At 62.5% G+C, this 25,124-nt stretch carries 20 protein-coding genes; 9 read left to right on the forward strand and 11 right to left on the reverse strand.

Translation table 11 applies throughout. The features are described 5' to 3' along the window. Positions 1 to 101: 101 nt before the first annotated feature. Entirely contained in the window at positions 102 to 530 is a 429-nt protein-coding gene (locus AC5ZG5_RS34545; RefSeq protein ID WP_456645466.1) for a GNAT family N-acetyltransferase, read from the forward strand. Positions 531 to 590: 60 nt separating this feature from the next. On the opposite strand, the gene AC5ZG5_RS34550 is transcribed toward AC5ZG5_RS34545, so the two are convergent. Beyond that, complete coding sequence (locus AC5ZG5_RS34550) at positions 591 to 4,457, reverse strand: DUF4082 domain-containing protein (RefSeq protein ID WP_456645465.1); 3,867 nt, start codon at positions 4,455 to 4,457, stop codon at positions 591 to 593. A gap of 202 nt (positions 4,458 to 4,659) precedes the next feature. Between AC5ZG5_RS34550 and AC5ZG5_RS34555 the strand changes: the two genes are divergently transcribed. Then, positions 4,660 to 4,851: a hypothetical protein gene (locus tag AC5ZG5_RS34555; RefSeq protein ID WP_130225277.1), complete on the forward strand. Its 192-nt coding sequence runs from the start codon at positions 4,660 to 4,662 to the stop codon at positions 4,849 to 4,851. 89 nt (positions 4,852 to 4,940) lie between these two features. On the opposite strand, the gene AC5ZG5_RS34560 is transcribed toward AC5ZG5_RS34555, so the two are convergent. Beyond that, positions 4,941 to 5,315: a hypothetical protein gene (locus tag AC5ZG5_RS34560; protein ID WP_028163370.1), complete on the reverse strand. Its 375-nt coding sequence runs from the start codon at positions 5,313 to 5,315 to the stop codon at positions 4,941 to 4,943. A gap of 321 nt (positions 5,316 to 5,636) precedes the next feature. Between AC5ZG5_RS34560 and AC5ZG5_RS34565 the strand changes: the two genes are divergently transcribed. Then, the gene (locus tag AC5ZG5_RS34565) at positions 5,637 to 7,304 is read left to right on the forward strand and encodes a methyl-accepting chemotaxis protein (RefSeq protein ID WP_456645464.1); all 1,668 of its coding nucleotides are present in this window, start codon (positions 5,637 to 5,639) and stop codon (positions 7,302 to 7,304) included. A 249-nt stretch (positions 7,305 to 7,553) separates the two neighbouring features. On the opposite strand, the gene AC5ZG5_RS34570 is transcribed toward AC5ZG5_RS34565, so the two are convergent. The 5 genes from AC5ZG5_RS34570 to AC5ZG5_RS34590 are packed head-to-tail and all read right to left on the reverse strand — an operon-like array spanning position 7,554 to position 11,886. Further along, positions 7,554 to 8,252: an AprI/Inh family metalloprotease inhibitor gene (locus tag AC5ZG5_RS34570; protein ID WP_456645463.1), complete on the reverse strand. Its 699-nt coding sequence runs from the start codon at positions 8,250 to 8,252 to the stop codon at positions 7,554 to 7,556. A gap of 13 nt (positions 8,253 to 8,265) precedes the next feature. After that, complete coding sequence (locus AC5ZG5_RS34575; RefSeq protein ID WP_028163367.1) at positions 8,266 to 9,252, reverse strand: 2-hydroxyacid dehydrogenase; 987 nt, start codon at positions 9,250 to 9,252, stop codon at positions 8,266 to 8,268. Beyond that, positions 9,252 to 10,040, reverse strand: a complete 789-nt coding sequence (locus tag AC5ZG5_RS34580; protein WP_208829218.1) for an ABC transporter permease — start codon at positions 10,038 to 10,040, stop codon at positions 9,252 to 9,254. Before AC5ZG5_RS34580 ends, AC5ZG5_RS34575 begins: the two co-directional genes overlap by 1 nt. Beyond that, the gene (locus tag AC5ZG5_RS34585) at positions 10,037 to 10,846 is read right to left on the reverse strand and encodes an ABC transporter ATP-binding protein (RefSeq protein ID WP_130225272.1); all 810 of its coding nucleotides are present in this window, start codon (positions 10,844 to 10,846) and stop codon (positions 10,037 to 10,039) included. Before AC5ZG5_RS34585 ends, AC5ZG5_RS34580 begins: the two co-directional genes overlap by 4 nt. 20 nt (positions 10,847 to 10,866) lie before the next feature. Next, the gene (locus tag AC5ZG5_RS34590; RefSeq protein ID WP_456645462.1) at positions 10,867 to 11,886 is read right to left on the reverse strand and encodes an ABC transporter substrate-binding protein; all 1,020 of its coding nucleotides are present in this window, start codon (positions 11,884 to 11,886) and stop codon (positions 10,867 to 10,869) included. A 114-nt stretch (positions 11,887 to 12,000) separates the two neighbouring features. Here AC5ZG5_RS34590 and AC5ZG5_RS34595 point away from each other — a divergent pair, with 114 nt between their 5' ends. The 4 genes from AC5ZG5_RS34595 to AC5ZG5_RS34610 all read left to right on the forward strand — a co-directional run bounded on the left by AC5ZG5_RS34595 (position 12,001) and on the right by AC5ZG5_RS34610 (position 17,126). After that, positions 12,001 to 12,834, forward strand: coding sequence for a creatininase family protein (locus AC5ZG5_RS34595; RefSeq protein WP_456645461.1), 834 nt, complete (start codon positions 12,001 to 12,003; stop codon positions 12,832 to 12,834). A 119-nt stretch (positions 12,835 to 12,953) separates the two neighbouring features. Continuing rightward, on the forward strand, positions 12,954 to 13,229 hold the full coding sequence (locus AC5ZG5_RS34600; RefSeq protein ID WP_456645460.1) for a hypothetical protein: 276 nt from the start codon (positions 12,954 to 12,956) through the stop codon (positions 13,227 to 13,229). 490 nt (positions 13,230 to 13,719) lie between these two features. Then, positions 13,720 to 15,708 (forward strand): carbohydrate porin, encoded by a 1,989-nt coding sequence (locus tag AC5ZG5_RS34605; RefSeq protein ID WP_456645459.1) that lies wholly within the window; start codon positions 13,720 to 13,722, stop codon positions 15,706 to 15,708. A 104-nt stretch (positions 15,709 to 15,812) separates the two neighbouring features. Next, positions 15,813 to 17,126 carry an ABC transporter ATP-binding protein gene (locus AC5ZG5_RS34610; protein WP_130225267.1) on the forward strand — a complete coding sequence of 438 codons (1,314 nt, stop codon included), beginning with the start codon at positions 15,813 to 15,815 and terminating at the stop codon, positions 17,124 to 17,126. Between the two features lie 220 nt (positions 17,127 to 17,346). On the opposite strand, the gene AC5ZG5_RS34615 is transcribed toward AC5ZG5_RS34610, so the two are convergent. Both AC5ZG5_RS34615 and AC5ZG5_RS34620 read right to left on the reverse strand, forming a co-directional pair. Further along, a complete protein-coding gene (locus AC5ZG5_RS34615) occupies positions 17,347 to 18,972 on the reverse strand; it encodes an FMN-binding glutamate synthase family protein (RefSeq protein WP_456645458.1) in 1,626 nt (541 codons plus the stop codon). A 318-nt stretch (positions 18,973 to 19,290) separates the two neighbouring features. Continuing rightward, positions 19,291 to 20,064 (reverse strand): ferredoxin--NADP reductase, encoded by a 774-nt coding sequence (locus AC5ZG5_RS34620; protein ID WP_028163358.1) that lies wholly within the window; start codon positions 20,062 to 20,064, stop codon positions 19,291 to 19,293. 286 nt (positions 20,065 to 20,350) lie between these two features. Here AC5ZG5_RS34620 and AC5ZG5_RS34625 point away from each other — a divergent pair, with 286 nt between their 5' ends. Then, positions 20,351 to 21,304 carry an ATP-grasp domain-containing protein gene (locus AC5ZG5_RS34625; protein ID WP_456645457.1) on the forward strand — a complete coding sequence of 318 codons (954 nt, stop codon included), beginning with the start codon at positions 20,351 to 20,353 and terminating at the stop codon, positions 21,302 to 21,304. Positions 21,305 to 21,538: 234 nt separating this feature from the next. Here AC5ZG5_RS34625 and AC5ZG5_RS34630 read toward each other — a convergent pair whose 3' ends face one another. Both AC5ZG5_RS34630 and AC5ZG5_RS34635 read right to left on the reverse strand, forming a co-directional pair. Then, positions 21,539 to 22,450 carry an amino acid ABC transporter substrate-binding protein gene (locus tag AC5ZG5_RS34630; protein WP_456645456.1) on the reverse strand — a complete coding sequence of 304 codons (912 nt, stop codon included), beginning with the start codon at positions 22,448 to 22,450 and terminating at the stop codon, positions 21,539 to 21,541. Between the two features lie 12 nt (positions 22,451 to 22,462). Continuing rightward, positions 22,463 to 23,752: a dicarboxylate/amino acid:cation symporter gene (locus AC5ZG5_RS34635; protein WP_028167897.1), complete on the reverse strand. Its 1,290-nt coding sequence runs from the start codon at positions 23,750 to 23,752 to the stop codon at positions 22,463 to 22,465. 212 nt (positions 23,753 to 23,964) lie between these two features. On the opposite strand from AC5ZG5_RS34635, the gene AC5ZG5_RS34640 reads away from it, so the two are divergent. After that, positions 23,965 to 24,966: an NADP-dependent oxidoreductase gene (locus AC5ZG5_RS34640; RefSeq protein ID WP_456645455.1), complete on the forward strand. Its 1,002-nt coding sequence runs from the start codon at positions 23,965 to 23,967 to the stop codon at positions 24,964 to 24,966. Positions 24,967 to 25,124 lie beyond the last annotated feature (158 nt).

The following is a 25,124-nucleotide window of genomic DNA, read 5'->3' on the forward strand; positions in this document are numbered from 1 at the left end:
CAAGGCTTCCTCCTAAAAGAAAGCCTTGAATCACGTTCCGTCTGATTTGAGAATCCCAAGAGTCCACACAGCCTAGCACATGATCCGAGAGGAGCAACGACATGGAATGGACATCCGACCAGGACCGGATCGACTGGAACGTGCTGTCCGAGCTCTATCGGATCGCTCCGCTGGGCGACAAGAAACCGGAGGACCTGAAGCGCGCGTTCGGAAACAGCATGTACAAATGCTTCGCGTTCGACGACGGCATCCTGGCCGGCGCAGGACGCGCCGTCGCTGATGGTGTCGATTGCTCCTACATTTGCGACATTGCGGTCCATCCGCATTTTCAGGGGCGCGGCCTCGGCAAGGAGATCGCGACGCGATTGCGGGATCTGTCGCGCGGCCACAGGAAGATCATCCTGTACGCCAATCCCGGGACTGAGGGACTTTACGAAAAACTCGGCTTCCGGCGCATGCTCACGGCAATGGCCATCTTCAGCAGCGAGGACGCCGCGATCAAGAAGGGCTTGATCGCGGCCTCGGCTTAGAGCGTGATGCCATTGGTTGAGCCGGCAGCCGGTTCACTTTGCATTTCCCGCTTGTCACGCTTACGGCCCAGCGCCGGCGACGAACAAGACGTCGACCCAGTAGTTATTGGCGCCGAAGGTATTTGTCGGGAAGCTGCTGCTGGTGCCGTAGACATAGACACCATTGCCTCCGCTGCTCGCGCTGGCCGGCGCCGTAAGTGCGCCGTTGACATGGTCGGCGGCGAAATAGTTGGAGTCCGCCGAGTAAAAGCCGTTACAGTGATAAGAAGCGACGTAGATCGTGTTGGCGGTCAAAGCCACCGGTGTAGCGAGATTGACAGTTTGCCAGCCGCCGGGGGTCTCGTTGGTGGATGTCGCGCTGGCTAGCAGGGTCCCGGTCTCAGTCCATAGGTTGACGATATGCGGACCAGTGTTCTGCGGCCCTTTGTAAAAGAGAATTGCAAAGACGAGGCCGCCGGCCGACGTCTCGAACTTGACCCCGAGTTCGACCGCATTGGAATCGTTGACCGTGATGTTTGCCGGGGTGGTCGTGGCGGTGAAGAGGCTGATGGCAGCGGATGGGAGAACAGTCAGTGAGACGGTTGCCGAGGCGGTCCCTCCGTGGCCATTGGTGATTGTGTATGTGAAGCTCGCCGCTCCGAGGTAGCCGCTGGTCGGCGTGAAATCGACCACCTGCGTCGTTGCATTGTAGCTGACCGTTCCGTTGATCGGGGCGCCGACGCTCGAGATCGACAGGGCAAAGCCGTTGGGATCGGAGTCATTGGCCAGAATCGTAGCGGCCGGAATGGCAAGGACTGTATTCTGGAGCGTTGTAAATCCGCTGTCGTTGTTCGCAACGGGAGGTAGGTTTCCGCTGCCACTCGGGTTGAAAAGGACATCGACCCAATAGTTGCTTGCGTCGAAACTGCTGGTTGGGAAGCTGCCGCTGACGCCGTAGGAGAAGACTCCATTGCCGTTACTGCCGGCGCTGTTGGGGGCCGTGAGCGGCCCACTGGTATGGTCAGTGGCGAAGTAGTTCCCGTCCACAGAATAGAAGCCGTTGGTGTGATAGGAAGCGACATAGATCGTATTGGCGGTCAAGGTCACCGGTGTGGTCAGACCCACGGTCTGCCAACCACTCGCGGTTTCGTTGCTGGATGTTGCACTGGCCAGCAGGGTACCCGTCGAGGTCCACAGATTGACGACATGCGTGCCTGTGTTTTGCGGACCCTTGTAGAAAAGAATTCCGAGGACCTGGCCGGCAACGGATGTCTCGAACTTGACCCCGAGTTCGACCGGGTTGGCGTCGCTGACTGTGATCGTTGCCGGTGTCGTCGATGGACCGAACAAGCTGACGGTGCCGGCACTCACGGTCAGCGATACGGTCGCGGAGGCGGTGCCGCCATGGCCGTTGGTGATTGTATAAATGAAACTGGCTGTCCCAAGGTAACCGCTCGTCGGCGTGAAGCTAACGACTTGCGTTGTTGCGTCGTAGCTTACAGTTCCATTGACCGGGCTGCTGACGCTTGAGATGGATAGTGTGTAGCCATTTGGATCCGTATCATTAGCCAGGATCGAGGCGGCCGGAATGAACAGGACGGAGTTCGGAGGGGTGATAAAGCCTCCGACGTCATTCGCGATGGGTGGAAGGTTCCCGGTTCCACCAGCGCGATTGAATACCAAATCGACCCAGTAATTGCCGTTCAGATTTGAACTCGCGGGAAAAATGCTCGTCGATCCATAGGCAAATACACCATTGGCGCCGGCGGCCGGTGCGCGCAACGGACCCGCGCTCCGCGTATTGAGGAAGTAGTTCAAGTCCGCCGAATAGAGGCCCGTAGCGGTGTGGTACGACGCAACATATGTGGCGCCGGCAGTGACAGTGACCGGAGTAGAAAAATTGACCTGCTGCCAGCCGCTCGACGTTTCGCCGGAGAAGGCCGCGGTTGCAAGCAACGTTCCGTCGGCGCTCCAGAAATTGCCGACGTGCGGGCCGGTGTTGAGCGGCTCCTTGTAGAAACGGATACCGCTGACAGTGCCGGCAGAGCTGATCTGCACTCGGATACCAAGCTCTATTGCCAAGGGATCGTTGGCGAGTACCACAAACGGCGCATCAGCAGGCGTGAAAAGGCTCACGACCGCTCCAGGTATAACGCTTACGGTTACACCGGCGGCGGGTGTCTCCATATTGAGGCTGTCGTCGACAGCACGGGACTTGATGGTAAACGTGCCCGGCTGCAGTGGCCACCACGTGTATGTCCAGTTCGTGGTGCCTGTGGCCGGGTGCCAGGTCGTTCCGCCGTCGGTCGAGACCTCGACGACCGCAACCAGCCCGCCGACATCGCTCGCGGTGCCCGAAATCGTCACCGCTTGCTGCTGGACAAGGCTTGCACCTGAAGCGGGAGTAGAGATCGTCGAGACCGGTGGCGTGTGATCCGTTGATGCGCTGGCGGCAACGAGATTGGTCTGCAGGGTTTGCGGCTGCACGCCCATGTCCGCAAACACGTTCACCATGGCCTGCTGTACGTTGGGATCCTCGGGCGTCGGCCCCACACTGCCAAGGTTGCAGTAGTCGTGCGTCGTGTCGAGGCCAAAAGACAGGAAGACCGTTCCCGTACCGAACACGATTGCCCCGCTCGGTGCGCGATACAGGACGAGATTATGTGTCGCAGTCCGGGCGCCGGTGGTGTTGCCATAATCGAGCAGATAGGTGTCCACCGGAAGGACCGTCGATGACACTGCAATCAATCCGCCCGGCCGGAAACCGTTGTCAGGCGCTTCGTCCCATTCGTAGCCAAGCATGCCGATTGCCAGAGAGCTGGTCGTGCCGGCTTGCACCGCCGTATTCCGCCAGAATCTGAACTGTGCGAGGTTCGAGGGAATCGTGATCGCGTCGCCGCGAAATGAATCCACCTGGAAGATGGTGCCGGTCAGCGCATTTTCAGGACGTCCTCCATCGGACGGAGGGCTGAAGCTCGGATCGCGCCAGGTGCCGGTCCACTCCGGCGTCGGATCGATTTTTGCGGCGGCGTGGGTTTCCTTGTAGCAGACGAGAATGCGGTTCGCCGTGCCGTTCGCATCCGCTTCCCATCGCGTTTTCCAGTAAACCTCGTTGCCGCTCATGAAGATGAGATGCACGCCTGCATCACGTGCGGCCTCTACATTGGTCCGGAGATCGCCGGACCAATATTCATCGTGTCCGACCGACATGAACACCTTGTAGTTCGTCAGCGGGATGTTGCCCGGCCCCGCGTCGACGGTTGAGATGTAGGTCACATCGTATCCGTTTCGCTCGAGCCAGCGAATTGCCGCATATTCCGCGCTGAACACGAAATCCTGCGGGCCAGCATATAGCCCAATGCCGTCACGAGTACCGAAGGGCCGGTTGTAGCTGACTTTGAAAGCGCGCCCGTCACCACTCTGCGTCGCATTTCCTCCATACAGGCTTGCACCGCCCCAGCCGTTGTAGGCATGCCATGTGGTGTCGCAGGTCTTGAAGACGATGTCCCGCGCCACACCGTCATTGCGGACGACAAAGGTAATATGGCTTTCGCCGGCTGTCGTGTCCTGACGGACAAGCTTTGCGATATACACGCCGGAGACCGCCGTCGCGGGGACGGTCCACGTGACGGTGACGTTCCAATTGGCGGCATCGTACAGACCGATCGACGGATCACCGTCCGGTTGCGACGGCTGGATCGACGCGGTGTTCTGCTGAATGGACGTTACGAAACGAGCGCCGGCGCCGCCGTAATAGCCAAGGCGATAGATGTCGATCCGGTAGTTCGTCGAATCGGTATTGATCTTGAAGCCGATCTGGCTTCCACTATTGACGCTGATGCTGGTGGCGAAGCCTTCGATATTGGTGGCCGCCGGACCGCTGAGGTCCCATACTTCTTGAGGGGTGCCGGTGTTCTGGTTTTCGATAACGATCGGATTTGGTGCCATTTGCTAGCATCTTTGCTGTGGGAAACGTGACTGCAATAAATCGTCGTCTGCAAAGCTTGGTATCGAACGACTACTCGAGCGTTCATTAATCGACGTTCACAATCTAGTGCGATTGCGATGGCGCCGTGACACCACGTTCGATTGTTGAGAGACTAACCGCCGGCCCCAGAGGTTAACCGATCAGTCAGGGAGTGATGATCCGATGCAAGAACGACCGACTTGGACCGAAGGCAAAACCTGGTTGTATCGCGGTTATCAGGTCACGCACGCTCGTGACGGAAAAAGCCTGGAGATCCGCAAAGGTAGCGAGCCGCCGATGAAAAGCCTTGCCAAGCCGGTCACATACAAGGAGGTAACCGACTACATCGACAGACTCCATCCCTCGGCGCCCTGACCAGATTCCCCGGTCGGGGTACATCAGTGTTGTGATTGTGTGCGGAGCTTCGAGAGAGAAACACTCGGATCGTTCGCATCGCCGAAGAGTTACGGCCCGACCCAACGCCGCACCGCATCCATCGTGTCTGCAGGCGACGCGTTGAAACAGATGGAGGCCTCCGGTGCCAGCCGGTGCACGAGGTTGATGATCTTCTCGAACAGCAGCAGTTGCTCGGCGGGCTCGCGCAGGCCGGCGCCAATGACAACGCAGTCGAACCGCTTCGACTCGAGCGCCATGGCCACCACCTGCTCCGCCGTATCGCCGAGGTCGACCAGGCAGGCGTCCGCCTCATAGCCGTGGCTGCGCAACTGATCGATCTGCGCGTCGATATAGTTCCTGATGAGGTCCGGCGTGAGCTGCGGAAAGGCGCTGAAATCCGCGAATGCGGGATCGATGCCAATTGCAAGCACGGTCGTCGCCATAGCGCGCTCCTGGTCCGAAGAAGCCGGATCGAGACATGAACAGCCAACGCCGCACACGCCAAGGGCGTTCCTCGTCCCAGCACAAGGACAGGTGAGAGCGGGTGAAGAACTGCTCGAAGAAAGCGCCGAGCACGCGGTTTTGCGTGTTCGGCCGCGACGCAATATCGGAGCTCGGCAATTTTGCCAGCGGTAGCGGGATATTTAAGGGACCGTTCACACCATGCTGAGAAGCTTCTGGTGACATTTGGAATTTTGATTCGCCGATCATGAATACCAGATCGACAATTGCGTCGCCTGGCCCGCCAACGCAGGAACCCAGACATGTTTGGAAGCCGGAAATCGCGTGCCGGTGACATTGCCAAGACTGCCGCCGACGTCATCACTGCCAACCTGATGATCGCAGATGCGTCACTGACCATCACCTACATGAATCGTGCGGTGACCAGGCTGCTCACCGACGCGGAAGCCGATATCCGCAAGGAGCTTCCGGCCTTCTCGGTCGGCAAGCTGATCGGCAGCAGCATCGACATGTTTTACAGGGATTCCGCCCAGCGCCACCTTCTGGGACAGTTGAAGGCGCCGCAGCGGGAGACCATCAGGCTCGGCGGCCGTGCCTTTGATCTCATGATCACGCCGCTGACCACCGACGATGGGCAGCGTTCAGGCTTCGCCGTGGAATGGTCCGATGCTTCGATCCGGCTGCAGAACCTGGACTTCCGGGCGCAGACCACGGCCATTGGCCGCGTCCAGGCGGTGATCGAATTCAATCTCGACGGCACTGTCATCACCGCCAATGAGAATTTCCTGCGCGCGCTCGGCTATTCGCTGGCCGAGATCCAGGGCAAGCACCACAGCATGTTTGTCGAGGCGTCATTCCGCGACAGCCCGAACTATCGGGAGTTCTGGCAGAAGCTGAACCGGGGCGAACTCGAGACCGGCGAATTCAAGCGGATCGGCAAGGGCGGCAGGGAGGTCTGGATTCTCGCGTCGTACAATCCGGTGTTCGACGAGAACGGCAAGCCGTTCAAGGTGGTCAAATTCGCCACCGACGTGACCGAGCAGAAGCTGCGCAATGCCGATTTTGCCGGCCAGATCGCGGCCATCGACAAGTCGCAGGCCGTGATCGAGTTCGCGATGGACGGCACGGTAAAAACGGCGAACGCGAATTTCCTGAAGACGCTGGGCTACACGCTGCACGACATCCAGGGCCGTCACCACAGCATGTTCGTCGATCCGGCCGAGCGTGACCTGCCTGCCTATCGCGAATTCTGGGCTGCGCTGAATCGCGGCGAATACCAGACCGGTGAGTTTCGCCGCGTCGGCGCCGGCGGACGCGAAGTCTGGATCCAGGCCTCCTACAATCCGATCATGGATCTCAATGGCAGGCCGTTCAAAGTCGTCAAATACTCCTCCGACGTCACCGCCCAGGTGATCGCGCGACTGAAGAGCGAGCGCGTCCGCGGCATGATGGAGCAGGTCGCGGCCGGCGCCGAGGAATTGAATGCCTCGGTGCGCGAGATCTCGGAGGCGATGGTCAAGTCGAAGGAAACGGCTGCGGCCGCCACCGACCATGTGCAATCCGCCGACCACCAGGCGCAGCGGCTGACCGCCGCGGCCGCCTCGATGAGCGGCATCCTGCAGATGATCGGCGACATCACCGGCCAGATCAACCTGCTCGCGCTGAACGCGACCATCGAATCCGCGCGCGCCGGCGAGGCCGGCCGTGGCTTTGCGGTGGTCGCCGCTGAAGTCAAGAACCTCGCCAACCAGGCCAAGCAGGCGACCGACAAGATTGGCGTCGAGATCGACTCGCTCAATGGCATTTCCGTCGACGTGGTCACTGCGCTGGGCACGGTCCGCCGCTCGATCGAGGCGGTGGGAGAATATGTGACGTCGACCGCGGCCGCAGTCGAGGAGCAGAGCGTCGTCACCGGCGAGATGTCGTCGAGCATGCAGCGCGCCGCCAACGAGGCCGCCGCCATCGGGTGATAGTAGCGGATCGCCACGGGCGCGGATCGCGAGATCAGGCGAGTTGGTACCACGTCGGAGGTGCCTTACCTCTCCCCATCGGGGAGAGGTCGGATCGCATCGCAAAATGCGATCCGGGTGAGGGGGATGAACTCCATCGAGGGACCGTAACCCGTCGTCCGGCGCTGCGCGCCGACCTCTCCCTGTGGGAGAGGTGAACAACGGCGGTCACGCCGAGTCAAACAAGAATCGTCACGCCCTGCGGCGCCGCTACTGATCACGCAGCATGATCAGGGGGGCGGCGGTGTCGGGAACCTTGCGCCACTGCGCATTGTCGTCAGCCTCGAACTGCCAGGTCTCGCCCTTCTCCGACATCAACAGCATCTGGCCGTGATCGAGCCGCCAAACCGTCGGCGCGAATGCCGTCACCGCCGGATCGCATTTCGGCTTCAGGAAGACCTGGAAATTGTCCTGGCCGGCTTCGGTGTTGGTCAGCGTCAGGCCGCAGATCGCCTGTCCGTTGCCGCGCACCATGGACCAGTCTCCGATCATCTGGTCCATCGATTTGGCGAGCGCGCGGGCCGCGGCGAGGTTTTGCAGGATGTAGACGCCCTCGCCGGTCCGGTGCCCCTCGAAGATGCCGCTCTCGACCTCGGTGAAATCGATTACCGGCTCGCCGGCCGCATTCTGCAGCCGCACGATGTCGAGGCCCTTGATGTTCCAGGCGGCGATGTCCTTGGTGAAGGGCAGCGCCGCCGGACAGGAAGGCTCGAGTTCGAGCTTGAGGCCTTGCGCCGTGGCATCGCCCTTTAGCGTCACGACGCAGGTCTTACTGCGCTCAGTGGTGGCAAGCTCCCACTGCCCGATCATTTCCTGTTTCAGCGACGAGGCATCCTGGGACGACGCAGGTCCAGCGCCGCCGGCAATTGCCAGCAGCACGGCCACGACGCTGAAACGGCGGACTGACATCGACGATCCCTGATCAACGTCCCTTTACCGGGGTCTCCGCAACCGGCGTGAGCGGCGGCTTGCCGGCGAACCAGCTCTTGAGATTGTCGACCACGAGCTGGTCCATGGCATTGCGCGTTACCACGGAAGCCGAACCGATATGTGGCAGCACCACGACATTCTGCATCGACTTCAGCTCGTCCGGCACGTTCGGCTCGGTGGCGAACACGTCGAGACCGGCGGCCAGGATGGTCCCCGATTTCAAGGCCGCGATCAGCGCCGGCTCGTCCACGACCGAACCTCGCGCGACGTTGATCACCACGCCCCGCGGGCCGAGCGCCTTCAACACCTCGGCATTGATCATTTTCGCAGTGGAGGCGCCGCCGGGCACGATCACGACAAGCGTATCCACCGCCTTCGCCATCTCGATCAGGTCGGGATAGTGCTGGTAGGACACGCCGGCCGCGGGATTGCGCGAATGATAGACGACGGGAACGAGCGAAGCCTCGAGCCTGCGGCCGATCGCCTGCCCGATCCGACCCATGCCGACGATGCCGACCTTGCGGTCGCGCAGCGAGCCGACGCTCAAGGGATAGTTCTGCGTCTGCCAGAGGCCGGAGCGCACATAGCGGTCGGCCTTGATGAATTCGCGCAGGGTCGCGATCAAAAGGCCCATGGCGACGTCGGCGACCTCTTCGGTCAAAACGTCGGGCGTGTTGGTGACGATGATGTTGTGCTCACGCGCATAGGCGGACTCGACATGGTCGTAGCCGACGCCGAAGCTCGCGACGAGCTCGAGCTTCGGGAATTGCGCCAGCACGGTCCTGTCGGTCGACACGGTGTGATAGGTCACGGCCATGCCGCGGATCCTGGCCTTGGTCTCCGGCGTCAAGCGTTCGAGATCGGCGCGGTTTTCCGCAGTGTGCAGGATGAACTGATCGGGAAAGCCATTCTGCAGAATGGGACGGATCGGCCCGTAAACCAAAAGGTCGATCTTGTCAGAAGAGATAGTTGCAGCCATCAGCTTTCCTTTCCAAGCGCGCTCTCGTGCCAGCGCCGCAATACCAGGTGCGAAATTAGCGCCAGCACCCCATAGATGACAATCCCGGCGACCGAGAGCAGGAACAACGCCGCAAACATACGTGGAATGTTGAGACGATAGCCGGACTCGGCAATGCGGAACGCGAGACCGGAGCCTGCGCCCGCGGTGCCGGCCGCGATCTCGGCCACGACGGCGCCGATCAGCGACAGGCCGCCCGCGATCCTTAACCCCCCGAGGATGAACGGCAACGCCGCGGGCAGTTTCAGAAAGCATAACGTCTGCAGCCGCGTCGCGCCGTAGAGCTGGAACAATCCGGCGAGGTTGCGGTCGACCGAATTGAGCCCGAGCGTGGTGTTGGACAGGACCGGAAAGAAGGCGACGATCCAGGCGCAGACCACCACCGCGGTCTGTTGCTGCAGATAGATCAGAAGCAGTGGCGCGATCGCAATCACCGGCGTGACCTGCAGGATCACCGCATAGGGGAACAGCGAATATTCCAGCCATTTCGACTGGTTGAACAACAGCGCCAGCGCGATGCCGCCGATCGCGGCCGCCACGAAACCTTCGAGCGTGGTCAGCAGCGTGACGCCCAGCGATTGCGACAGCACCGGCCAGTCGCCAATCAGTGTCTGGAACACCGCCACCGGCCCCGGCAGCACATAGGGCTGGATATTGTTGACGCGAACGATCGCTTCCCACAGCAGGATGGCAGCCGCGAAGACGACGACCGGCAAGAGCAGGCGGACCGCATGCCGCGAGGACTTCATGCGCCGGCCTGTCCCGCATAGGCAGGCGCCAGCGCGTTGGAGACCTGGCGGCAGAAGCCGGCATATTCGGCGGAGGTGCGGAATTCCTCGCTGCGCGGCTCGGTCGCGCTGATGCGAAACTCCGCGCCGATCCGCCCCGGCCGCGCCGTCATCACGATCACGCGCTGCGAGAGATACACCGACTCGAACACCGAATGGGTGACGAAGATCACGGTCTTGTGCAGCTTGCGCCAGAGCGCGAGCAGATCGTTGTTGAGGCGGAAACGCGTGATCTCGTCCAGCGCCGCGAACGGCTCGTCCATCAGGAGAATATCGGGATCGGTGACCAGCGCCCTGGCCAACGAGACGCGCATCTTCATGCCGCCGGACAGTTCGCGCGGATAGGCGTGTGCGAATTCGGCGAGCCCGACCTGCGCCAACGCCTCGTCGATGCGCGCATCCGCCTCGCTCGTCGGCGCATGGGCAAGCTTCAGCGGCAGGCGGACATTGTCACGCACGCTCGCCCACGGCATCAGGGTCGGCTCCTGGAACACGAAGCCGATCGAGTGATGGCCGCGTACTTCCGCCGCGAGATGCGAGACGCTGACGGTGCCGGCGGTCGGCGCCGCAAGGCCAGCGATCAGCCGCAGCGCAGTGGATTTGCCACACCCCGACGGCCCGACCAGCGTCACGAATTCTCCCCGCTTGACCTCGAGATCGAGCGGGCCGAGCGCCGCGACGCCGCTGTCATAAACCTTCGTGACCCCACGCAGGCTCACCGCAAGCGAGGAGCCGGCGTCCAGTTCGCTCGGGGCTGGCTCGGCCATCACGAGAGCTCTCTTCGTGCCTAGTTCTTCGGCCGCAGGTCGAGCCCAACGCCCTTGTTGACGAAGCGCAGCGTATAGGCCTGGCGGAAGTCGATATCGGAGCGAACGACGCCGGCCCGCACCATCTTGTCGAAGAAGCTCGCCATCCGCTCGTCGGTCATGGCGCCGATGCCGTTCTTCAGCGAGTCGCCGGAATCGACGATGCCGTATTCCTTCATCTTGTCGATGGAATAGCTGAGCAGTTCGTCGGTCATTTCCGGATTGAGCTTCTTGATCATGGCATTCGCGGCGGCATTGTCGCCGTAGAGATAGTTGTACCAGCCGATGATGGAGGCGTCGACGAAGCGCTGCACGAGATCGGGCTTCTTCTCGACCATGTCGCGGCGGGTCTCGATCAGGGTCGAGTAGGTGTTGAAGCCGTAATCGGCGAGCAGGAAGATACCGGGCTTGAAGCTTGCGGCCTTCTCCACCGCGAACGGCTCCGAGGTGACATAGCCCTGCATCGCGCTTTTCTTGTCGACGATGAAGGGCTGCGGGTTGAAGGTGTACGGCTTCACCTTGCTCTCGCTGAATCCGTATTCGGATTTGAGCCACTGGAAGTAGGTCGTCATACCCTCCTTGGAGACGAGCAGCGTCAGCGGCTTCAGATCCTCGAGCTTGGTTGCCTTGATGTCAGGATGGGTCAACAGCACCTGCGGATCCTTCTGGAACATCGCGGCGACGGCGACCAGCGGCACGTTGTTGGTGACCGCGTCGAAGGATTGCAGCGAGTTCGCACTCATGAAGAAATCGATCTTGCCGGCGATCAGGAGGATGCGATTGTTGTTGTTGGGACCGCCGGGAACGATGGTGACGTCGAGGCCGTATTTGTTGTAGGTGCCGTCGGCCACCGCCTGGAAGAAGCCGCCATGCTCGGCCTCCGCGACCCAGTTGGTGCCGAACGAAACCTTGTCCAGGCTCTGCGCCTTTGCGGGCGCAAAGGCTGCAACCAGGGCGCACACGGCTATGGTTAACGCTCGCAGCAAAAAGGCCCGCTTCATGGTTGGACTCCGTCGCTGGTTATGGCCCATGATGGGTGATGGACGCCGAATGCGCCCGCGGCAGGGCCGGCAAATTACCTCGCAAATCCGTGCAAAGGAACGCTTGGCAGAGAAATGACTTCGACTGTTCCACCCCGCGACTGGACCGAAATCCGCTGGCCGGAGATCGCTGGCGCCGATCCGGCGCGCTGGATCGCGGTATTGCCGCTCGCGGCGACCGAGCAACACGGGCCGCATCTGCCCCTCGGCACCGACGTCATGATCGCCGAAGCCTATCTGGCGCTGGTGCGCGAGCTGTTGCCCGTCGGCCTCCCCGCGACCTTCCTGCCGCTGCAGCCGGTTGGCATTTCCACCGAGCATATCGACTTTCCTGGCACGCTGACGCTGCCGGCCGATGTCGCATTGAAGACGTGGACGACGCTCGGCGACAGCGTGGCGCGCGCAGGCGTCAAAAAGCTGGTGATGGTCACGAGCCATGGCGGCAACAGCGCCGCGATGAGCCTGGTCGCGCAGGATCTGCGTGCGCAACATGAAATGCTGGTGGTCACCACAAGCTGGTCGCGGCTGAGCGCGGCGGACAAGCTGTTCGATGCGGAAGAAGTGCGTCACGGCATTCATGGCGGCGCGGCCGAGACCTCGATCATGCTGGCGCGCTATCCGCAGACGGTGCGCAACGAAGCGATCGCGGATTTTCGTCCCGCCAGCATCGCCATCGAAAAGGATCACCGCTGGCTGTCGACGCAACGGCCCGCGCCGTTCGCCTGGCAAACGCAAGACCTGCACGCAAGCGGCGCGGTCGGCGATGCGACCAAGGCTGCCGCGGAGAAGGGCGAGCGCCTGCTCGATCACGGCGCACGCGCGTTCTGCGAGCTGCTTATCGACGTCGATAACTTCGACGTGAACAAGCTCGCAGCCGGGCCGCGCTCATCCACTAAGCCTCTGTTCTGACAGCAAAATAATCGACAGCCATAGCCTTCCTCCTCCGCTTCGAACCCAAATCGCGGAGGCTCCGTCCAACGGTGCGTGCGGGCCATCCCGGCGCCGCCTTCAACAGGATGGAGTTATCCATGTCGATCAAGACCAAGATTGCTGCTCTCGCTCTCGCCGCGCTCGTTGTCACCGGCACGATCGCGACGTCGACCACCCAGGCGCAAGCCAAGCCGTTCCACCACCACCACTGGGGCTTGGGCGTCGGTGCCGGCCTCGTCGGCGCAGCGGTTGTCGGCAGCGCCATCGCCGCGAACAACGGCTACTACTACGACGGCTATCGCCGCTGCGGCTGGGTTCGCCAGTACGATGCGTTCGGCAATTACATGGGCCGCGTGCGTACCTGCAATTTCTGATCGATCGACGGAGCGGTTTTGGTTGACGCGTTTTCTGCACAGATAAGTCCACGCAATCTGCGTAAACTTGATTGCGGCGCGAACCGGTAAACCTCCTTCGCTCGAAAACACGTCGACCGTGGATTGTGCGTCCGGCACGGGCGCCTCATCCACCCCGTGTCGTACCCGGACCCGCCCGGCTGTCCCCCCGGGCGGGTCATCCACATCCGGATCTGGCCGCGACAAGATGATCGCGCCTTCCGTTGCAAAACTGTCATTGAGCGATGCCATCCAGCGGTAATGCCTCGCCGCTTCTTGCTATTGCGAATTATTCGCAATAGGGATTGTGGTACGGTGTAGCTTCCCCGATCTGGCGCGATGGAGGGGAATCAGGACATGCGACCGGGGCAAAGGCGGCGTGATGATTTCGTGTGCGGGAAGGCGTCGTAGCAACGCTTCGGGAACGGGCACGCCGAACCCTCGCGACGTCCAGTTTGGAAGCATCTCCGCCATGCCGCCCTGCAGCCGATCCTTTGCGAAGATTCTCGGCCACGCGGCGGCCGCGACCGTCGCCTTGAGCGGCCCGGCGGTTGCCGCCGATATCGCCTTCAAGGCTCCCGCCTACGCCGCCGTCTACGATTGGACCGGCTTTTATCTGGGGGGCCACACCGGCTACGGCGATGGCAGCCTGGGCCCACGCACCAATCCCCTCCCCGAACAGTCCGTGTTCTTTCCACCGACCGTTACCGGGCTGCTCGGCGGCTACCAGGCCGGATACAATCGCCAATTCTTCAATCGCATGGTGCTCGGCATCGAGGCCGACGCCACCTTCACCAGCCCCACGGACGTGCCGCGGCTGGTGCCGGGCCCTTTCCAGAGCTCGATCGACTACACCGGCACCTTGCGTGGCCGCGTCGGCTACGCATTCGGATGGTGGATGCCCTATCTGACCGGCGGCTTCGCCTGGGGGCACAGCCATGTCAGGATCAACGACGCCGACGGCGAGATCGTCTCGACCCCCGGTCGATATCACACCGGCTGGACCGTCGGCGCAGGTGCCGAATTCGCGCTGAGCGGCAATTGGAGCGCGAAGCTCGAATACGATTATGTCAACCTCGCGCAACGGACCTACGACCTCGGCGAATTCGGCTTGCCCTCCGTCAGCATCAAGCCCGATCTCCATCTGCTGAAGTTCGGCTTGAACTATCAGTTTGGCGACGCGCCTTGGCCGGTCGCGGCAAGCCCGACCAAACTTCCCGAGTCGAACGACTGGAATGTGCATGCGCAGACCACGTTCCTGCCGCAGGGCTATCCGTCGTTCCGCTCGCCCTACATGGGCACCAACAGCCTGCCGGGGCCTGGACAACTCCAGGCGACCTGGACCACGACGGCGTTTCTCGGCCTCAGGCTGTGGGAAGGCGGCGAGCTCTATTTCAATCCGGAGCTGGCGCAGGGCTTCGGCATCAACGGCACGCTCGGCCTTGCCGGTTTCCCCAACGGCGAAGCGCAAAAGGCAGGAGCGGCCTTTCCGAAGCTGCGGCCGCAACGCTACTTCCTCAAGCAGACCTTTGGACTTGGAGGCGAGCAGGAAGAGGTCGCCGATGGTCCCAACCAGTTGCCGGGCAAGCGCGACATCAACCGCATCACCGTCGTCGTCGGGCGCTTTGCGGTCGGCGACTTCTTCGACGGCAATTCCTATGCAAAGGACCCGCGCGCCGATTTCATGAACTGGGCGATGTGGGCCTCTGCCGCCTACGACTTCCCGGCCGACCTGCCTGGCTATACGCGCGGCGCGGTGGTCGAGTTCAACCGCAAGGACTGGGCGGTGCGCGCCGGCCTGTTCCAGGTGCCTGATGCGCCCAACAGCGACGTCCTGACCTTTAAGACCGGCGGCACCGCGGTCGAGTTCGAAGGGCGCTATGCGCTCTCCGACAAGCCCGGCAAGCTGCGGCTCGGCGCATTTGCCAATCGCGGCAATACCGGCATCTATCAGGAGGCGTTGGATATCGAGAGCCTGAACCCGGCGCTCGACATCAATAACGTGATGACGGCCATCCGCCGCGACAATCTCAAATACGGCTTCTACGCCAACCTCGAGCAGCAGCTCGCCACGGACATTGGCCTGTTTGCCCGCGCGAGCTGGAACGACGGCCGCGCCGAAATCCTCTCGTTCACCGACGTCGACCGCAGCGTTTCGGGCGGCCTGTCGGTCAAGGGCAGCTATTGGGGCCGGCCAAGCGACACGTTCGGCATTGGCGGCGCGATCAACGGCCTGTCCGCCGCGCATCGCGATTTCCTGGCGGCTGGCGGCCTCGGCCTCCTGATCGGCGACGGCCGGCTCAACTACAGCCACGAGCGCATCTTCGAGACGTACTACGCGTATTCGATCAGCAAGAACTTCACCTTGACGGCGGACTATCAGTTCATCACAAACCCCGCCTATAACGCCGACCGTGGCCCCGTGCACATCTTCGCGGGAAGGCTGCACGGGGAATTCTAGAGCATCTCTTCACAGGAAGATCGTGCTCAAATGAAAGGATCGCGGGAGATCGGTTCAAGGAGCCATTGTCCCGCCGCCTTCGCCTCGGGTGATGAGGAGCCGCCATGCTCGAACAATCCGCTCAGCCTAACCTCATCGATATCCGCGGCGTCTGTCGCTCCTTTCCCAAGGGCAGCGGCGAGAACCTGCTGGTGCTCGAAAACGTCGACCTGACCATCCGCGCCGGCGAGATCGTCGGCCTGCTCGGCCGCTCCGGCTCCGGCAAATCGACGCTGCTCCGGATCATCGCCGGCCTCGTCGACCCGTCCTCGGGAGAGGCGGTCTGCCGCGGCAAGAAGATCGCAGGTCCCCCCAACGGCGTCGCGATGGTGTTCCAGTCGTTTGCGCTGTTTCCCTGGCTCACGGTGCTGCAGAATGTCGAGCTCGGGCTCGAAGCACTCGGCATCGATGCCGCAGAACGACGCACCCGCGCGCTCGCCGCGATCGACCTGATCGGCCTCGACGGTTTCGAATCCGCCTACCCCAAGGAATTGTCCGGCGGCATGCGCCAGCGCGTCGGCTTCGCGCGCGCCCTGGTGGTGCATCCGGACCTGCTGTTGATGGACGAGCCGTTCTCGGCGCTCGACGTCCTGACCGCCGAAACGCTGCGCACCGACCTGATCGATCTGTGGACCGACGGCCGCCTGCCGATCAAATCGGTGCTGATGGTGACGCACAATATCGAGGAGGCGGTGCTGATGTGCGACCGCATTCTCGTGTTCTCGTCCAATCCCGGCAGAGTGGCGACCGAGATCAAGGTCGATTTCCCGCATCCGCGCAACCGCCTCGATCCGGCGTTCCGGCAGCTCGTCGACAACATCTATGGGCGCATGACGCAGCGGACCGACGGCAAGTCGACCACAGCAGCCGAGGCGGCTTCCGGCGCGGGCGTCGGCACGGCGCTCGGCCATGTCTCGTCCAACGAACTGTCCGGCTTGATCGAGACGCTGGCAGGGCCGCCCTATCACGGCCACGCCGACCTGCCGGTTCTCGCCGGCAGCCTGCAAATGGAGACGGACGAGATCCTGCATCTCGGCGAGGCGCTGCAGCTGTTGCGGTTCGCGCGCTTAAGCGAGGGCGACCTGGTGCTGACCGAAGCCGGTCTGCGCTTTGCCAATCTCGAAACCGACGCGCGCAAGAAACTGTTCGCCGAACATCTGATCAGCTACGTGCCGGTGATGGGCCTGATCAAACGCGTGCTTGACGAACGCCCGTCCCACACAGCCCCCGCCGCGCGATTCCGCAACGAGCTCGAGGACTACATGTCCGAGGATTATGCGGACGAGACGCTGAAGACCATCGTCTCATGGGGACGCTATGCCGAGCTGTTCGCCTATGACGAACAGTCGGAGACGTTCAGCCTGGAGAACCCGCATTAGCCGACGCGGCCTGTCCCTACCTCGCCGCCGCAACAAACCCTGTCATTCCGGGGCGACGCGAAGCGGCGAGCCCGGAATCCATCGAGCAACAGATGCGGGTGGAAACATGGATTCTCTGATGTGCAATTGCACATCATAGCTCGCCACTGCGTGGCGCCCCGGAATGACCGGGATGGGCGGTTCGCCTTCTCCACGTTCTTGCGGGGAGAGGGAAACGTGCTCACCCCGCTGGCTGGAACGAATCGGGGCGGGCCATGGCCCAGGCGTCGCGGAAGCGGCGGTCCTGGGTGCCTTCGAGCAATTCGCCCGGACGCAGCGCCGGGTACAGTTCGGCAAAGGTGCGGACTTCCGTGGTCGACGTCCGCTGCGTGAAATGGATTGGCCGCAACTCCTGCGGATGCTCGAGGCCGGCGGCGGCGAGCAGTTCCGCCAGCGCATGCAGCGTCGCGTGATGATAGTTGGAGACGCGCTCGATCTTGTCGGGCACGTAGAGCGCGCGGTTGCGGATCGGGTCCTGCGAGGTCACGCCGGTCGGGCAGCGGTCGGTGTGGCAGCTCAAGGACTGGATGCAGCCGAGCGCGAACATGAAGCCGCGCGCGGAATTGCACCAGTCGGCGCCGATCGACATCGCGCGCGCCATGTCGAAGGCAGTCGCGATCTTGCCGGAGGCACCTAACTTGATGCGGTTGCGCGCATTGATGCCGACCAGCGCATTGTGGGCAAAATTGACGCCCTCACGCATCGGCATGCCCAGATGATCCATGAATTCCAGCGGCGCAGCGCCCGTGCCGCCCTCATTGCCGTCGATCACGATGAAGTCGGGATAGATCCCGCTCTCGAGCATCGCCTTGCAGATCGCGAGGAATTCCCAGGGATGGCCGATGCACAGCTTGAAACCGGCCGGCTTGCCGCCCGACAGCCGGCGCATCTCGCCGATGAAAGCCATCATCTCAAGCGGCGTCGAGAACGCCTTGTGCGAGGCCGGCGAAATGCAATCTTCCCCTAGGGGAACGCCCCTGATCTTGGCGATCTCCTCCGAGACCTTCGCCGCCGGCAGCACACCGCCATGGCCGGGCTTGGCGCCCTGGCTCATCTTGAGCTCGACCATCTTGATCTGCTCCTCAGTGGCGACGCGCGCGAACTCGTCCGGATTGAACGTGCCGTCGCGATTACGACAGCCGAAATAGCCGGAGCCGATCTCCCAGATGATGTCGCCGCCCTTCTCGCGGTGGTACGGGCTGACGCCGCCTTCGCCGGTGTCATGCGCAAAGCCGCCTTTCCTGGCGCCGGCGTTCAGCGCGCGCACCGCGTTCGGGCTCAGCGCGCCGAAGCTCATCGCGGAGATGTTGAAGACAGAGGCCGAATAAGGCTTCGCGCAGTCGGGACCGCCGATGGTGATGCGGAATTTCTCGTTCGAATGGGGCTTCGGCGCCACCGAATGGTGCATCCATTCGTAGCCCTCGCGGTAGACGTCCTCCTGGGTGCCGAACGGCCGCTTGTCGAGCACCATCTTGGCGCGCTGATAGACGACGGCGCGGGTGTCGCGGGAGAACGGCATGCCGTCCTTCTCGCTCTCGAAGAAATACTGCCGCATCTCCGGGCGGATCTCTTCGAGCAGGAAGCGCAGATGCGCCGAGATCGGATAGTTGCGCAGCACCGCGTGATGCTTCTGCATGAGGTCGCGGACACCCAGCAGCGTCAGCGCGCCGAAGATCAGTAAGGGAATCAGGATGACGTCGATCAGCTTCCGGTCGACGATGCCGAACACGAGCAGGAGCGCAGTGACCACCGAGCAGATCGTGAGCACGATGAAGCGCGGCGAGAACGGAAGCAGCAGCGTTGCCATGAAACCCCTCAGCGGATCCTGCCGAACTGGTTATCGGCGGGCGGAAAGCCTAATCGATCCCGCGCCGTCCGCCACACGCTACACGGTATAATGGGTCTTCGGGTTCACGGATGTGACACCGACGCTACACGATCCGGGGTGGTGTATTGCGCTGCAACGAAAGGGGGAAGAGGCACCCCGCCGTCATTCCGGGTCGATGCGAAGCATCGGGCCCGGAATCCATCGGGCCACAAACGCCGCGGAGAAATGGATTCCGGGCTCGCGCTGCGCGCGCCCCCGAATGACGGGCGAGAGAGTTGGCTTAAAACTCGGAGCCGATCAGCGCTCGACGAAGGCCTTTTCGATCACGAAATGGCCGGGCGTGCTGTGGCTGCCTTCGGTGAAGCCGCGGCCCTCGAACAGCTTGCGCAGGTCCTCCAGCATCGCCGGGCTGCCGCACATCATGATGCGGTCGGTCTCAAGATCGAGCGGCGGCTGGTGGATGTCGTTGAAGAGCTGATCCGACGTGATCAGGTCGGTGATGCGGCCGCGGTTGCGGAACGGCTCGCGGGTCACGGTCGGATAATAGAGCAGCTTCTCGGCGAGCAGCGGACCGAACAATTCGTCGTCGCGCAGATTGGCGACCAGATCCTCGCCATAGGCGAGCTCGGCGACCTGGCGGCAGCCATGGACCAGCACAATGGTCTCGTAGCGGTCATAGACCTCGGGGTCTTTGATCAGGCTCGCGAAGGGAGCCAGACCCGTGCCGGTCGACAGCAGCAGCAGCCGCTTGCCGGGGATGAGATTGTCGGTGATCAGCGTGCCGGTCGCCTTGCGGCCGACCAGGATGATGTCGCCTTCCCGGATCTTCTGCAGCTTGGAGGTCAGCGGACCGTCCTGCACCTTGATCGAGAAGAACTCGAGCTCTTCCTCGTGATTGGCGCTCGCCATCGAATAGGCGCGCAGCAGCGGCCGGCCATCGATCTCGAGGCCGATCATGGCGAACTGGCCGTTCTGGAAGCGGAAGCCGGAATCGCGGGTGGCTCGGAAGCTGAAAAGCGTATCGGTCCAGTGACGAACAGAAAGGACCTTCTCTCGATAGAACGCGCTCATGTGTCTGGTTTTTCCGATTGACCTTACATAAACGAGGTCGAGTAGCGGCTGCTCGACCGCACGTAATTGACTGACATCAAGGGGAAGCCCGCCTGCCCGTCGCGCCGCTGACACACATAATGGAATTCATCCATTGTGCAATTGCGAACTCAGCATGGCTGTCGATTGATTTCGCAGAATCAAAACATCGTTGTTAAGGTTTCCGGCGCGGCGCAATTAACTTGCTGGAAACGATGCCGGTAGAGCAATTAATTCCACACGGCACCATTGAGAGAGGAAAATCGACTTGGCGATCCCGATCAGCCAGCGGATTTTTGTCGACGCGGTCACGAAATATTGCCTGGCCCGTAACATTACGGTCGAGGTGCGGTCGGAGGCCTGGCTGATCGTCATGCAACGTGGGCAGCGGCGGCACCTCGCCTTCGCGTATGACGTCGGGCTGAACAGCGCGGTCGCGCACCAGATCGCCAACGACAAGGCGGCTACCGCCGAGGTGCTACAATGTTTTGGGGTGCCCTGCATCCCCCACACCCTGTTCCTTGGGCCGAAGCTCGCGGCCTATACGCGGTCGGCCGGCTCCTGGGAAACGATGCTCCGCCTGCTGGCCGAGCATCCCAACGGGCTCGTCGTCAAGCCAAACGAGGGCACGTCGGGCGAGGGAGTCTTCCGGGTGACGACCAAGCATGCGCTCGAGCTCGCGGTCGGCAGGATCCTGGCGGCCTACCCAAGCCTCGCCATCTCGCCCTATGTCGAGATCGAGGACGAGATTCGTGTTGTCCTGGTCGATGATCTCCCGGTCGTCGTCTACAGCAAGGAGCGCCCGTTCGTGATCGGCGACGGCAGGCATTCGCTGCTCGAGCTTGCGCTCGCGGCCATGCCTGCCGAGCGGCGATCGACCGCGCTGCCCGGCCTGATCGCGGCGATCGGGCGGACCGAGCTCGATGCGATCGTCCCGGAGGGCGAGCGGCGCATCCTCAACTGGCGCCACAACCTCGATTCCGGCGCGCGACCGGTGCTGCTGAAACAGGGCGAGACGCGCGACACCTGCATCGAGATCGCGATCAAGGCCGCCCGCGCGATCGGCATCCGCTTCGGCTCGATCGACGTCGTACGCACTGATGGCGCCTGGCGGATCCTCGAAGTCAACGCCGGCGTGAAGATGGAAGCGCTGAGCCGCTCGCACCCGGAATTGGCTTATGCCGCGTATGAAGCGGCGCTGGATAGGGTGTTTGCGCAGTAAGGCAGTGACGCTGTGAGACCCTCATCGTGAGGAGCGCGGAACGCGCGTCTCGAACCATGAGGCCTCGCCGGTGCCTCGCCCTTCGAAACGGTCGCTGCGCGGCCTCCTCGGGGTGAGGGGAGAAGTCGGAATGCGGCGCTCTCTCCCCGTCATTGCGAGCGTAGCGAAGCAATCCATGGCGCCGCTTGCGGAAGCGTGGATTGCTTCGCTGCGCTCGCAATGACGGACGAGAAGCTAATTGCTCGTCCCCTCGTTATCGTCCAGCGCCTTGAAAGCTTCCTCGAGCTGCGGCGAGATCGCGACGTTGAGGCGTTCGCCGGTGGGAAGCCGCGCGATGAACCATTTGTTGTAGAGCGGAATCAGGTCGCGGCCGGAGCCGAGCTTGCGGAAGGTGCGCTCGACCACGTCCTTCAACTGCGGCTCGCCCTTGCGGTACATGATGCCGTAGGGATCGTAGGACAGGTAGTCGCCGACCACGCGGAACCTGTCCTGCGACTTGTGCCGCGCGATCAGGCCGTAGAGCAGGATGTCGTCAGTCGCGAACGCATCCGCCTTGCCGTCGGCCAACATCTGGTAGGACTGCTCGTGATCAGGGGACGTCACGATATTCAGCCCGAGCGAAAATTTCTTGTCGACATTGTGCATGGCCTGTTCGTTGGTGGTCCCCTTGGTCACCACCACCGTCTTGCCCTTGAGATCGGTCACGCCGGAGATGGAAGAGGTCTTCGGCACCATCAATTTGGTGCCGGCGACGAAGATCAAAGGAGAGAACGCGACCTGCCTGGCCCGCTCGGCATTCGCCGTGGTCGACCCGCATTCGAGATCGACCTTGCCCTGCACAACAGCAGGAATGCGATCGTCGGAGGTGACCTTGACGTAGTCGATCCTGAGATTGGGGTCGTCGACCTCGACGCCGATCTCCTCCACGATCGCCTCGCACAGTTCGAGGCTGTAGCCGATCGGCCGGTTGGATTGATCGAGGAAAGAAAACGGCGGCGAGCTCTCGCGGTAGCCGAGCCGCACCACATGGGTGTTCTTGATATTGGCGAGCGTCGGGCTAAGGCCCTCCACCGTTTGAGCGACCGCGGCGCCGGCCAGCAGGCTTGCTGACAACAGCGCCGCGGCCAAGCTTCGGGCGTGATGCATGCACCCCTCCCATCAATGGCCGGCCATCACCGCACCCGGCACCGCATCGGACGGCACCGCATCGTCAGGCCCAAGCTCGTGCTCTTCCTTCAACTCGCCTTCCCACTTGGCGACCACGGCGGTGGCGAGCGAATTGCCGATCACATTGGTGGCGCTGCGGCCCATGTCGAGGAAGGTGTCGATGCCCATGATCATTAGCAGGCCCGCCTCGGGAATGCCGAACTGGCTGAGTGTCGAGGCGATCACGACGAGGGAGGCGCGCGGCACGCCGGCGACGCCCTTGGAGGTGATCATCAAGGTGGCCAGCATCGCGAGCTGGGTGCCGAGCGACATGTCGATATGATAGGTCTGCGCGATGAAGATGCTGGCAAAGGTGCAGTACATCATCGTGCCGTCGAGGTTGAACGAATAGCCGAGCGGCAGCACGAACGCCGAAATCCGCGCCGAGGCGCCGAAACGGTTCAATCCCTCCAGCGTCTTCGGATAGGCGGCCTCCGACGAGGCGGTCGAGAACGCGATCATCAATGGCTCACGGATCAGCCGCAACAGGTGGCTGTAGCGCGGCCCGATCACGATGAAGCCGACGACGACCAGGATCGCCCACAGGATTAGGAGCGAGACGTAGAAGCCGCCCATGAACACGACGAGCTTCCAGAGCACCCCAAGTCCGTTTTTCGACACCGTCGCCATGATGGCGGCCCACACCGCAAGCGGCGCGAACAGCATCACATAGCTCGTGACCTTCAGCATGATGTGGGCGAGGTCGTCGATCAGGGCCATGATCGGCTTCGCCCGCTCCGGCATTGCGCCGAGCGCGACCGCGAAGAACACCGCGAACACCACGATCTGCAGGATCTCGTTCTGCGCCATCGCGTCCGCGATCGAGGTCGGCACCAGGTGGATCAAAAATTTCTCAAATGAAAAGGCCGAGACCGGCAGGCCGGTCGACTGGGCTTTGTCGGGCAGCGTGCCCGGAAAGTTGGCGCCGGGCTGCAGCAGGTTGACCATGACGAGGCCGAGCAGGAGCGAGACGAAGGAGGCGCTGACGAACCAGCCCATGGTCTTCGCGAAGATGCGCCCAAGCCGCGCGCCACTTCCCATATGCGCGATGCCGCCGACCAATGTCGCGAACACCAGCGGCGCGATGATCATCTTGATCAGCCGCAGGAACAGCATCGCGATCAGGTTTACATCGGCCGCGATCTCCGCCCGGCTGTCGGGCAGGAAGTTGTAGACGAAGGCACCCATCACGATGCCCAGCACCATCGCGATGAGGATGTACTGCGTGAACCTGCTCGACATGCTCTTACTCCCGTAAGTCACCCGGCAAGCGATGGAGTGTGGCAGATTTACGCAGGCGCGCAACACGCTTTCGCTCTGTGCGAGCAGAGCTGCATGTTCCAGTTGTGGAATAGACACGCGGGGATTAGCGTCATGGCAGCGCACAATCTGTGCAATCTGGCGCGCAACGCGCACGCAGTTGCATCGGGATTGACCAACAAGGGAGGGACACCATGAGCGAAGCTAATAATCGTCAGATCCTGCTGGTGGAGAAGCCGACCGGGAGGCTCGGACCTGAGCACTTCAGGATGGTCAATGGCAGCATCCCCGAGCCGAAGGACGGCGAGGCCTTGCTGCGGCTGCGCTATCTCTCGCTCGATGCCGCCAACCGCGCCTGGATGCACGGCGCGACCTACCGCGCCGCGGTCGAGGCCAACACCGTGATGTCCGGTGGCGGCATCGCCGAGGTGGTGGCGTCTAAGGCCTCAGGCCTTGCGCCGGGCGACATCGTGTTCGGGGACACCGGCTGGCAGGATTATGCCGCGGTGCAGGCAAAACATCTGACCAAGATGCCAAAGCTCGAGCCGATGACGCATTTGCTCAGCGTCCACGGCATCGCCGGCCTCACCGCCTATTTCGGCCTGCTCCATGTCGGCAAGCCCAAGGAAGGCGAGACCGTCGTGGTCTCGGCAGCCGCCGGCTCGGTGGGCTCGATCGTTGGACAGATCGCAAAAATCAAGGGCTGCCGCGTGGTCGGCATTGCCGGCGGCAAGGACAAGTGCCACTGGCTGACCAGCGAACTCGGCTTCGACGCCGCGGTCGATTACAAGGACGGCGGCACCTACAAGGCGCTACGGTCGGCTGCGCCTGATGGCATCGACGTCTATTTCGACAATGTCGGCGGCGACATCCTGGAGGCTTGCCTGCCGCAGATGAACAATCGCGGCCGCATCGCCTGCTGCGGTGCGATCTCGCAATATGACGGCGTCCCCTCCGCTCACGGCCCGCGCGGCGTGCCCGGATTGATCGTTGTCAAGCGGCTGATCATGCAGGGCTTCATCGTGATGGACTTCATGGACCAGCGCGACGCTGCGCTCGCCGACCTGCAGTCCTGGATCGCCTCCGGCAGGCTGAAGGTGCAGGAGGACGTGATCGACGGGCTGGAGAACGCGCCGGCCGCGCTGATCGGCCTGCTCGCCGGCGAGAACCGCGGCAAGCGCATGATCCGGGTGTGATGTTCTGGCGATGCGGCCTTCTCCCTCTCCCCGTTCTTACGGGGAGAGGGTTGGGGTGAGGGGCTCTCTCCGCAAACACGGTAATAGCTGAGTTCGCGGAGACTCCCCCTCACCCGGATCGCATCTGCGATGCGATCCGACCTCTCCCCGCGAGCGGG

The organism is Bradyrhizobium sp. Ses1 (genome assembly GCF_059512365.1).